The following is a 10,297-nucleotide window of genomic DNA, read 5'->3' as shown; positions in this document are numbered from 1 at the left end:
GGATGGTGACGCCGCCCAGCCGGATTTCCTCGCCATAGCCGACCGCCGTGCCCGACGCGGTGCCATAGCGCAGCCCCATGATCGCCAGCGTTTCGCGCGTGGCCCAGACATGGCCATGGCCGCCGCGCGCATGATCGGCATGGCCATGGGTCACCAGCGCGCGTTCGCGCGGCATCGACGGGTCGATCCAGGCATCGGCGGGGCGGACATAGATGCCGGTGGGGTGGGGTTCGATCCAGTGAGCCATTCCCTCCAGAAGATGTGAGCGCGCCTGCGGTTCCGCAAGCTGGTCACAAGGACGTAACGCCATCGTCACGGCCACGACACGCATCTGCCCTATGCGCCGCCCACGACCCGACTGCGAGGAGGCTTAACGACATGGCGGCACCGGCACATCAGAACGTCACGCGCGCGGTGCATCGCCACCGGCATCTGTCCAAACAGGGGCTGCTGGAACGGGCCTTCACCTTTGCCTTCCGCGGCCTCGTCTATGCGCAGATATGGGAAGATCCCGCCGTTGACATGGAAGCGCTGGCGATCACGCCCGACAGCCATGTCGTGACGATCGCGTCGGGGGGCTGCAACGTATTGTCCTACCTGACCGCTGATCCGGCCAAGATTACCGCCGTCGATCTCAACACCGCGCATATTGCGCTTAACAAGTTGAAGTTGATGGCGGCACGGACCTTGCCCGACCATGCCGCCTTCCACCGCTTTTTCGCGCAGGCGGATAGCAAGGAAAATATCGCCGCCTATCGCGACATCGTCGCGCCGCACCTCGATGAAGCGACGCGGCGCTATTGGGAAGGACGCGACCTGATCGGGCGGCGGCGGATCGGCGGATTTGCGCGCGGCATCTACAAACATGGCCTGCTGGGCCGCTTTATCGGCGCGGCGCATTTGCTGGCGCGGGTGCATGGGGTGGACCTGCGGCGGATGCTAGCGGCAACGTCGCGCGCCGAACAGCGCGAGATTTTCGAGCGAGAGGTCGCGCCGATTTTCGACCGCGCTTTTGTCCGCTGGCTCACCAGTCAGCCCGCCTCGCTCTTTGGCCTGGGCATCCCGCCTGCGCAGTTTGAAGCGCTGGCCGGTGACGCACGCATGGACGTAGTGTTGAAGGCCCGGTTGGAGAAACTGGCCTGCGACTTTGACCTCAAGGATAATTATTTCGCGGTGCAGGCATTCGGCCGCGGCTATGCGGGGGGTGAGGGGCCATTGCCGCCCTATTTGCAAGCCGCCAATCATGACGCCGTCCGGGCGCGCGCGGACCGGGTCGATGTGCGCCATGCCAACTTCACCGATTTCCTGCGCGAACAGCCTGATGCATCGGCGGATCGCTACATCCTGCTCGATGCGCAGGACTGGATGGATGACGAGCAATTGAATGCGCTCTGGGCGCAGATCACGCGGACGGCCAGGCCCGGCGCACGGGTGCTGTTCCGCACGGCGGGCGAACCCAGCATCCTGCCGGGCCGGGTGGTGGACGCGGTGCTGGACCGCTGGGCGTATCGCGCCGAAGCGTCGCTCGACTATACTGCGCGCGACCGGTCGGCCATTTATGGCGGCGTGCATCTTTATGTGCTGAAGGACGCGCTGTGAGCGACCATGGGCGGTTGATGGATGGCACCTATCGCTGGCAGCGCCACATCTACGACATCACCCGCAAATATTATCTTCTGGGTCGGGACGGCCTGATCGCTGACCTTGCCCCGCCGTCAGGTGGCAGCGTGCTGGAGATTGGCTGCGGCACCGGGCGCAACCTAATCGCGGTGGGCAAGGCCTGGCCCCATGCACGACTGTACGGCGTCGATATTTCGCAGGCGATGCTCGACACCGCACAATTGTCGGTCGAACGAGTCGGCATGGCGCGCTGCGTCCGGTTGGCACAGGGCGATGCCGTCGATTTCGATCCGATGGCGCTATTCGGCCAAGCCACGTTCGACCGGGTGTTCATCAGCTATGCGCTATCGATGATCCCGCAATGGGAGGCGGCACTGGCGCAAGCCGCGCGCTGCGTTGCGCCAGGCGGGCGGCTCGAAGTCGTCGATTTCGGGCAGCAGGAAGGCTGGCCGGCTGTGTGGCGGCGGGTGCTGTTCGGATGGCTGGCGCGGTTCCATGTGACGCCGCGCCATGTGCTGGGGGCGGCGATCGAGAAAGTGGCTGGCGACGTTGGCGGTGAAGCCAGCGTTCGGCCGCTTTATCGCGGCTATGCGCTGCGGGGTGGCGTGGCGTTGGGTTAGCCCTACCTCTCGCTGCAGGGAGAACTACCCATGTCGCACTGAACCCTCGCCCGTTCGGGCTGAGCCTGTCGAAGCCTTTTTCTTCACGGATAGAAATAAGGCCCTTCGACAAGCTCAGGGCGAACGGATGAAGTGGTCTTGCGGCGAGAATTCAAGCCGCGCGCCGCGCCGCCTTCTCCAAATCCAGCCGATCCCAAATCTCGACCAGCGCGTTCACCAGGTCGCGCATCATCGCTTCTGTGTGCGCCGGGCCGGGCGTGAAGCGCAGCCGCTCGGTGCCGCGCGGGACGGTGGGATAGTTGATGGGCTGCACATAGGCGCCATATTCGGCGAGCAGGATATCGCTGATCCGCTTGGCCTTGACCGGATCGCCGACCATCAGCGGGACGATATGCGTCACCGACGGCATGACCGGCAGGCCAGCGTCCGCCATCATCGTCTTGAGCATCGCAGCGGCGGCCTGCTGGCCTTCGCGCTCTTCGCTCGACGCCTTGAGGTGACGCACGCTCGCCAGCACGCCGGCGACCAATACGGGCGACAGCGAGGTGGTGAAGATGAAGCCGGGTGCATAGCTGCGGATCACATCGACGATCATCTGATCAGCGGCGATATAGCCGCCCATGACACCGAACGCTTTGCCAAGCGTGCCTTCGATGATGGTCAGGCGGTCGGCCACATCGTCGCGTTCCGAAATGCCGCCGCCGCGCGCGCCATACATGCCCACGGCATGGACTTCATCGAGGTAGGTGAGCGCGTTGAACTCGTCGGCCAGGTCGCAGATTTCCGCGATCGGCGCGACGTCGCCATCCATCGAATAGACGCTTTCAAAGGCGATCAGCTTGGGGGCTTCGGGGTCTTCGGCAGCCAGTAATTCGCGCAGATGCTCGACATCATTGTGACGGAACACGCGCTTTTCGCAGCCCGAATTGCGGATGCCCGCGATCATGCTGGCATGGTTGAGTTCGTCCGAAAAGATGATGCAGCCGGGTAGCAGACGCGCCAGCGTCGCCAGCGTCGCTTCGTTCGAGACATAGCCCGACGTGAACAGCAGGGCGGCTTCCTTGCCATGCAGGTCGGCCAGTTCGCCTTCCAGATCGACATGATAATGGGTGTTGCCGCCGATATTGCGCGTGCCGCCGGAACCCGCGCCGACATCGTGCAGCGCCTCTTCCATCGCGGCGATCACCTTGGGATGCTGGCCCATGGCGAGATAGTCGTTGGAGCACCAGACGGCGATCGGCTTGGGGCCATTATGGCCGTGGAAACAGCGCGCATTGGGGTAGGAACCGCGGTTACGGAGGATGTCGATGAACACCCGATACCGGCCTTCTTCATGAAGACGGTCGATCGCCTGCGCAAAGATATGCTTGTAGTTCACGCTCGCCCTATCCCTTGATGGCCCGCATCCTCTGGGTGCGGCGTTTACCGGTAGATGTCGCGCATTACCAGCGCTAACCGCTCGCAGACATAGGGAGAAATACCGATCAGTGATATCGGACCTTTTGTCCAAGCCCCTATATTATAGCTGTTCCAGGCGGGAAAGACCGTAGCGGGCGAGCGCCGGGGCGAGGGCGCGGACCTTGTCATCGACGCGCGTGAATATCGCTATGCCCGGCGGCGGCGTGTCGGGCCAGGGCTGGTCCTGCGTCAGAAAGGCGATGCGCCGGGCAATGCCGTCACCGCCGTGGACGAAGGTAAGCGGACGAGGTGCAGCGGCCGCCAGTTCGGCCTCGACCAGCGGAAAATGGGTGCAGGCGAGCACCACCACATCCATCCGATCGCCCCCGGGCTGTTCGGTCAATCCTGCCAGCGCGGTGCGGGCAATGGCGGGATCGAGCGGTTCGCCGCGCAGCTTCGCCTCGGCCAGTTCGACCAGCGCCGCGCTGCCATGGCGCAGCATGATGCAGTCCGCGCCATGTTCGGCGGCGAGCCGATCGACATAGGGCTGGCGCACGGTGGCGGCAGTGCCGAGTACGCCGAACACGCGGGTTTTGGACGCCAGGGCAGCAGGCTTTATCGCCGGGACGGTGCCGACGACCGGAATGTCGAGCGCGGCGCGCACATGCTGGAGCGCGATGGTAGACGCGGTGTTGCAGGCAATGACGGCAAGGCGCGGCCGATAGCGTTCGACCAGCCGCCCCAGCAGCGCTGGCACCCGCGCCGCAATCTCCGCCTCGCTCTTGGTCCCATAGGGAAAACCCGCGCTGTCGGCGGCGTAAATCACCGGCGCAGTCGGTATCAGCGCGCGCGCAGGGGCAAGGATGGACAGACCCCCGACGCCGGAATCGAAAAACAGGATCGGGGCGGAGGATGCGACGGTCATTATGCCGACCATGTCGCGGGATCGGGCGAGGGTGTCAACTAGCGGGAGGGCGCCGGGGGTAGGAGCAGGGGATAGCGTTCCTGCCACCGCTTGCTCCGAACTCGTGCGTCGAAGATCGCGCGCTTGCTCGTCACAAAATCCGGCGTCGGTTGCAGGCGCAGAGCAAATAGATCATCCAGGCCGTAAGGCGCATTGATTTCAATGTCCCCTGCTCGCGACAGCCGAACCGCCACAGCCGTAGCCGTTTCGGGCCAATGTCGCATCGCGTCTGTGACATCGGTGTAGGGTGCATCTCCGTTGCGATGATGCATTCGCGCCTGGTTTTTAACGGACCAGATCGAGTCCGGTGAATGATGGAGGAGTGAGGCTTGAAGGCCTTTATCTACCTCAGGCGTGGCTCTGGCGGCATCAAACCAAAGGACGTCGATGTCGCCGATGGGTCGCTGGACAGGGCGGCCATGCAATCGGTCCCATATGGCGTCGCGCACGAAGCCTGCCCCAATCCAACCATCCGCAAGGCCCAGCGCCCGAACAAGCGACAGGGCCTGCAACCGGAAGGGGTCGTCGGCCAATATCCGGCTCAATTCCTGGTCGTGCATCACGGCCAACCGACTATCACAAGATCGATCGGGATGCCCGTATCTTGCCGATTGCCCGTGCCGTTCGTCACGCTATGGTCGCGCTTTCCTTCTATCGGCGAGATCATGACACTTCCCTGGCTGCTTCCGCTCTTCGTGCTGGCCCTTGGCTATCTGCTTGGCTCTATCCCCTTTGGCCTGGTGCTGACGCGCCTCACCGGGGCGGGGGATTTGCGGCAGATCGGGTCGGGCAATATCGGTGCGACCAATGTGCTGCGGACGGGGCGCAAGGGGCTGGCGGCGGCGACATTGCTGCTGGATCTGCTCAAGGGCGCGGTGGCGGTGCTGATCGGCGCGGCGCTTATCGAGGGCGGCGGGCCGATGGCGGGTGCGATGGCCTTCATTGGCCATTGCTATCCGGCCTGGCTGCGCTTTGCCGGGGGTAAGGGCGTGGCGACGATGATGGGCGTGGTGACCGCGCTCCACTGGCCCGCCGGGTGCATTTTTGCCGCGGTGTGGCTGGCTGCGCTGTTCGGGACCAGATGGTCGTCAGTTGGCGGGATGGCGGCGGCGGTCAGCGCGCCGATCGCTTTGTGGTTCATGGGGCGGATCGACCTGGTGCCGGTGACGCTCGCGCTGACGCTGATCCTGCTATGGCGGCATCGCGCCAATATCGCGCGGCTGATGCAGGGCACCGAGCCGAAGATCGGAGCCGCGAAGGAATGAGCGAGGGGGAGCGGTTCGACCGGCTGCGGCTGATCCGATCGCCCCGGATCGGCCCGGTCAGCTATCGGCAGTTGCTCGCCCGCTTCGGCACAGCCGGGGCAGCATTACGTGCCATCCCTGACCTGGCGGCGCGCGGAGGTGGCAAGGCCAGCGTGGCGGACGCGGGCGCGGTGGAGCGGGAGATTGCGGCGTCGCAGGCTTTGGGCGCGCGCTATCTGATGATGGGCGATGCGGATTATCCCGCGCTGCTCGACCAGATGGAGGGCGCGCCGGCCGCGTTGATCGTGCGCGGCAATGCGGCACTGGCCGAGGGCCAATGTATCGCGATGGTCGGCGCGCGCAATGCGTCGGCAGCGGCGGTGCGCTTTGCACGGGTGTTGGCGCAGGATCTGGGGCAGCGCGGCGCAGTGGTCGTATCGGGCCTGGCGCGCGGCATCGACACAGCGGCGCATCAGGGATCTGTGGCGAGCGGGACGATTGGCGTCATCGCCTGTGGGCTGGACGTCGTATTCCCGCCGGAAAATCGCGACCTGCAGGCGCAGATTGGGACGCAAGGCCTGCTGGTGACCGAGCATCCCCCCGGCACCCAGCCGCTGGCGCGGCATTTCCCGGCGCGCAATCGCATCATTGCCGGACTGGCGCTGGGCACCGTGGTGGTGGAGGCCGCGCCCAAGTCCGGCTCGCTCATCACCGCGCGGCTTGCGGGCGAAGCCGGGCGCGAGGTGATGGCCGTGCCCGGCTCCCCGCTCGACCCGCGCGCGCAGGGGTGCAACCAGTTGATCCGCGACGGCGCGACGCTGATCCAGAATGCGGCCGACGTGCTCGAAGCGGTCGGCCAGATCGACCCGCGCATGGTTCGGCAGGGCAGCTTCGACTTTGCGGGCGAACCCGTGTCGAGCGACGTCGCTGCGAGCGAGCGCGACGCGGTGATCGCGCTGCTCAGCCATGCGCCCGCGCCGGTCGATGACCTAATCCGGCTGAGCGGCTTTAGTCCGGCGGTCGTGCAGACGGTCCTGCTGGAACTGGAACTTGCCGAGCGGCTTGATCGGTTGGCGGGCGGACGGGTGAGTTTGCGATAGGCAAGGCTGCCATCCGCGCTACCCATGGTTGCCAAATTTTGCCAAATTCGCTACACCGCATGCCATGAGTACGATGAACATTTCCCTGCCTGAAACCCTCAAGACATTTGTCGATCAGCAGGTGTCAGGCCGGGGCTTTGGCACCAGCAGCGAATATGTGCGGGAACTAATACGCAAGGATCAGGACCGGCAGAATTTGCGCCGTCTGCTGCTCGATGGTGCCGCCAGTGCCCCGACCCAAGCTGTCGATGAAAGCTATTTTGCGGATTTGCGTGATCGCGCTCGCCACTCACGCTCAAAATGAGCGCCAAGCTGGTGGTGCCCCGCGCCCTGGCGAGAAGGGATGTCGAGGAAGCGGTAGATTATTACCGCGATGAGGCCGGGGAGGATGTCGCGCTGCGCTTCATCGAAGCATTGAGCCAAGCCTACAAGATGATAGCGGCCCGTCCGGGTAGTGGATCGGCGCGTTATGGCTATGATCTGGACCTGCCGGGTTTGCGGACCCGCAAGCTCGTTCGGTTCCCCTACCTCATCTTTTATATGGAGCAGCCAGGCCATATCGATGTCTGGCGCATACTGTATGCCCAACGGGATATTCCGCGTTCGATGAGCCAAGCGGATTAGGATCGGCGGTCATCTTTAGGTAGCCCGTCAGTCGCGCCTTCGCTCCCAACGCGGCAGTAGGGGCTGGCCATCCCCCGTCATCTCCCCTAATCACACGCACCGCTTGACGCCCGCCGTCATCGCCTTCCAGACTCGCGCGTACGTGTGAGGCATCAAAGTTCGGGGCCGTAAATGCAGCTTGTCATCGTTGAATCGCCGGCCAAGGCGAAGACTATCGAAAAATATCTGGGCGGGGATTTCCATGTGCTCGCCAGCTATGGCCATATTCGCGACCTGCCTGCCAAGGACGGGTCGGTGGACCCGGACGACGGCTTTGCGATGTCGTGGGAAAATTATGGCGACAAGGGCAAGCAGCTCAAGGCCATCAGCGATGCCGCCAAGAAGGCGACGCGCCTCATCCTCGCGACTGACCCTGATCGCGAAGGGGAAGCGATCAGCTGGCATGTGCAGGAAGTGCTGCGCGCCAAGAAGGCGCTGCCCGCGGTCGTGGACCGGGTCACGTTCAACGCGATCACCAAGACGGCAGTGCTGGACGCGATGGCCAAGCCGCGCGCGCTGGACGAGGATCTGATCGATGCCTATCGCGCACGCCGGGCGCTCGACTATCTGGTGGGCTTCACCCTGTCGCCCGTGCTGTGGCGCAAGCTGCCCGGTGCCAAGTCGGCGGGCCGGGTGCAATCGGTCGCGCTGCGGCTGGTGGTCGAGCGCGAGCGCGAGATCGAATCCTTTAACCCGCAAGAATATTGGTCGGTCGTGGCCGAGATGGAGCAGGATGGCACGGCCTTCACCGCGCGCCTCGTCCGGTGGAAGGGCGAGAAGATCGAGCGGCTGACGATCGGCAAGGAAGGCGACGCGATGGCCGCCAAGGCCGATGTCGAAGCCGGACGCTTCACCGTCGAACGGGTCGAGACCAAGCCGCTTACCCGCAACCCGCCGCCGCCTTTCACCACTTCGACGATTCAGCAGGAAGCGGCGCGCAAGCTCGGCTTCTCGGCCAGCCATACGATGCGGATCGCGCAGCAGCTCTACGAAGATGGCGCGATCACCTATATGCGAACCGATGGCGTGCAGATGGACGGCAGCGCCATTTCCGCCGCGCGCGCCGCGATCGCGCAGCGCTATGATGGCGGCTATGTGCCGGACAAGCCGCGTATCTATCAGACCAAGGCGAAAAATGCGCAGGAAGCGCATGAAGCCATCCGTCCGACCGATTTTTCGCGCGACAAGGTGGGCAGCGGCGACCATGCACGCCTCTATGATCTGGTGTTCAAGCGTGCGCTGGCCAGCCAGATGGCGTCGGCGCGGCTGGAACGCACCACGATCGACATGAACGACGCCACCGGCACGCATACGCTGCGCGCGACGGGGCAGGTCGTGATTTTCCCAGGTTTCCTCGCTTTGTATGAGGAAGGCCGCGACGATAGCGATGATGAAGACGGCAAGCTGCTGCCCCGCATGGCGGAAGGGGATGCGCCTGCGAAGAAGAAGGTGATGGCGGACCAGCATTTCACCCAGCCGCCGCCGCGCTATTCCGAAGCCAGCCTCGTCAAGCGGCTGGAGGAGCTGGGGATCGGGCGTCCGTCCACCTATGCCTCGACGTTGCAGGTGCTCAAGGACCGCGACTATGTGCGGATCGAGAAGAACCGCTTTTTCGCCGAGGAAAGCGGGCGGCTGGTAACGGCCTTTCTGGAGCGTTTCTTCGAACGCTATGTGTCCTATGATTTCACCGCGGGCCTGGAGGACGAACTGGACGATATTTCCGGCGGCCGGGCGCAGTGGCAGGAAGTGCTCGAAGCCTTTTGGCGCGATTTCAAGCCCAAGACGGCCGAAATCATGGAGCAGAAGCCGTCGGACATTACCGCCGAGCTGGACAAGTTCCTCGAACCCATGCTGTTCCCGCCCAAGGCCGATGGCAGCAATCCGCGCGCCTGCCCACTGTGCGCGGACGGGCAATTGTCGCTGCGCGGCGGCCGGTTCGGGGCGTTCATTGCCTGCTCCAACTATCCCGAATGTAAATTCACCCGCAAGTTCGGCCAGCCGGGCGGCAAGGATGGCGAAGATACCGGGCCAGAGGTGCTGGGCCAGCATCCCGAAACCGGGCAGGACATCGTCAAGAAAGTCGGTCGCTTTGGCCCCTATATCGAGATGGGCGAGGGCAAGGAGGCCAAGCGCGGATCGATCCCCAAGGATCTGCCCGATGGCGAATTGACGCTCGATTGGGGCATCAAACTGCTCAGCCTGCCGCGCGAAGTCGGTTTGCATCCCGAAACCGGCCTGCCGATCATGGCGAATATCGGCCGCTTCGGTCCCTATCTGCTGCATGACGGCAAATATGGTCGCCTGGCCAATACCGCCGAGATTTTCGAAGTCGGCATGAACAGCGCGGTCGTTAAGCTGGCCGAGGCGGCGACACGTGGACCACGCAGCGCCGGGCGCGAGCCTTTGAAGGTGCTGGGTGCCCATCCGCGCACCGAGCTGGAAATCAAGCTGATGGAAGGGCGCTACGGCGTCTATGTCACCGACGGCACAACCAATGCGACCCTGCCCAAGACGATGGACAAGGATGCACTGACGCTGGAGGAAGCCGCGCAGCTGATCGATGCCCGTGCGGCGGCGGCTCCGGCGAAGAAGGGCGCGAAAAAGAAAGCTCCGGCGAAGAAGGCAGCGCCCAAAAAGGATTCGGCCAAGAAGGACGGGGCAGCAAAGAAGCCCGCTGCCAAGAAGGCA

General features: G+C 64.2%; 10 protein-coding genes and 1 pseudogene. 7 read left to right on the top strand and 4 right to left on the bottom strand.

All coding sequences use genetic code 11. From position 1 onward, the window contains the following. Nucleotides 1-247, bottom strand: a pseudogene (locus IL54_RS07755) (ligase-associated DNA damage response exonuclease); the annotation flags it as partial. A 131-nt stretch (nucleotides 248-378) separates the two neighbouring features. Here IL54_RS07755 and IL54_RS07750 point away from each other — a divergent pair. Together IL54_RS07750 and IL54_RS07745 are read left to right on the top strand one after the other, a co-directional pair. Then, complete coding sequence (locus IL54_RS07750) at nucleotides 379-1,599, top strand: DUF3419 family protein (protein ID WP_037474502.1); 1,221 nt, start codon at nucleotides 379-381, stop codon at nucleotides 1,597-1,599. Next, entirely contained in the window at nucleotides 1,596-2,240 is a 645-nt protein-coding gene (locus IL54_RS07745; protein WP_037474501.1) for a class I SAM-dependent methyltransferase, read from the top strand. Before IL54_RS07750 ends, IL54_RS07745 begins: the two co-directional genes overlap by 4 nt. Nucleotides 2,241-2,391: 151 nt before the next feature. On the opposite strand, the gene hemA is transcribed toward IL54_RS07745, so the two are convergent. The 3 genes from hemA to IL54_RS07730 form a co-directional block, all read right to left on the bottom strand. Then, the gene (gene hemA, locus IL54_RS07740) at nucleotides 2,392-3,618 is read right to left on the bottom strand and encodes a 5-aminolevulinate synthase (RefSeq protein WP_037474500.1); all 1,227 of its coding nucleotides are present in this window, start codon (nucleotides 3,616-3,618) and stop codon (nucleotides 2,392-2,394) included. Nucleotides 3,619-3,759: 141 nt separating this feature from the next. Continuing rightward, the gene (gene murI, locus IL54_RS07735) at nucleotides 3,760-4,563 is read right to left on the bottom strand and encodes a glutamate racemase (protein WP_037478095.1); all 804 of its coding nucleotides are present in this window, start codon (nucleotides 4,561-4,563) and stop codon (nucleotides 3,760-3,762) included. Nucleotides 4,564-4,601: 38 nt separating this feature from the next. Beyond that, a complete protein-coding gene (locus IL54_RS07730; protein ID WP_237748816.1) occupies nucleotides 4,602-5,135 on the bottom strand; it encodes a nucleotidyltransferase family protein in 534 nt (177 codons plus the stop codon). A gap of 132 nt (nucleotides 5,136-5,267) precedes the next feature. Here IL54_RS07730 and plsY point away from each other — a divergent pair, with 132 nt between their 5' ends. The 5 genes from plsY to topA all read left to right on the top strand — a co-directional run. Further along, on the top strand, nucleotides 5,268-5,867 hold the full coding sequence (gene plsY, locus IL54_RS07725) for a glycerol-3-phosphate 1-O-acyltransferase PlsY (RefSeq protein WP_037478093.1): 600 nt from the start codon (nucleotides 5,268-5,270) through the stop codon (nucleotides 5,865-5,867). After that, a complete protein-coding gene (gene dprA, locus IL54_RS07720) occupies nucleotides 5,864-6,946 on the top strand; it encodes a DNA-processing protein DprA (protein WP_037474494.1) in 1,083 nt (360 codons plus the stop codon). Before plsY ends, dprA begins: the two co-directional genes overlap by 4 nt. Before the next feature lie 73 nt (nucleotides 6,947-7,019). Continuing rightward, complete coding sequence (locus IL54_RS07715; protein ID WP_202807660.1) at nucleotides 7,020-7,250, top strand: ribbon-helix-helix domain-containing protein; 231 nt, start codon at nucleotides 7,020-7,022, stop codon at nucleotides 7,248-7,250. Next, nucleotides 7,247-7,570 (top strand): type II toxin-antitoxin system RelE/ParE family toxin, encoded by a 324-nt coding sequence (locus IL54_RS07710; RefSeq protein ID WP_037474488.1) that lies wholly within the window; start codon nucleotides 7,247-7,249, stop codon nucleotides 7,568-7,570. The genes IL54_RS07715 and IL54_RS07710 overlap by 4 nt, the downstream gene beginning before the upstream one ends. 171 nt (nucleotides 7,571-7,741) lie before the next feature. Next, the coding region (gene topA, locus IL54_RS07705; RefSeq protein ID WP_037478091.1) for a type I DNA topoisomerase at nucleotides 7,742-10,297 on the top strand (2,556 nt) is incomplete at its 3' end.

Origin of the sequence: Sphingobium sp. ba1, assembly GCF_000743655.1 — a bacterium.
In the GTDB taxonomy this organism is placed as follows: Bacteria; Pseudomonadota; Alphaproteobacteria; order Sphingomonadales; family Sphingomonadaceae; genus Sphingobium.
This window is presented reverse-complemented; position numbering and strand designations above follow the sequence as displayed.

Bases quoted from the DNA above. Each gene is read 5' to 3' on its own strand.
- murI (WP_037478095.1), bottom strand. From the start codon at position 4,563: ATGACCGTCGCATCCTCCGCCCCGATCCTGTTTTTCGATTCCGGCGTC.
- IL54_RS07750 (WP_037474502.1), top strand. From the start codon at position 379: ATGGCGGCACCGGCACATCAGAACGTCACGCGCGCGGTGCATCGCCAC.
- IL54_RS07710 (WP_037474488.1), top strand. From the start codon at position 7,247: ATGAGCGCCAAGCTGGTGGTGCCCCGCGCCCTGGCGAGAAGGGATGTC.
- dprA (WP_037474494.1), top strand. From the start codon at position 5,864: ATGAGCGAGGGGGAGCGGTTCGACCGGCTGCGGCTGATCCGATCGCCC.
- IL54_RS07715 (WP_202807660.1), top strand. From the start codon at position 7,020: ATGAACATTTCCCTGCCTGAAACCCTCAAGACATTTGTCGATCAGCAG.
- plsY (WP_037478093.1), top strand. From the start codon at position 5,268: ATGACACTTCCCTGGCTGCTTCCGCTCTTCGTGCTGGCCCTTGGCTAT.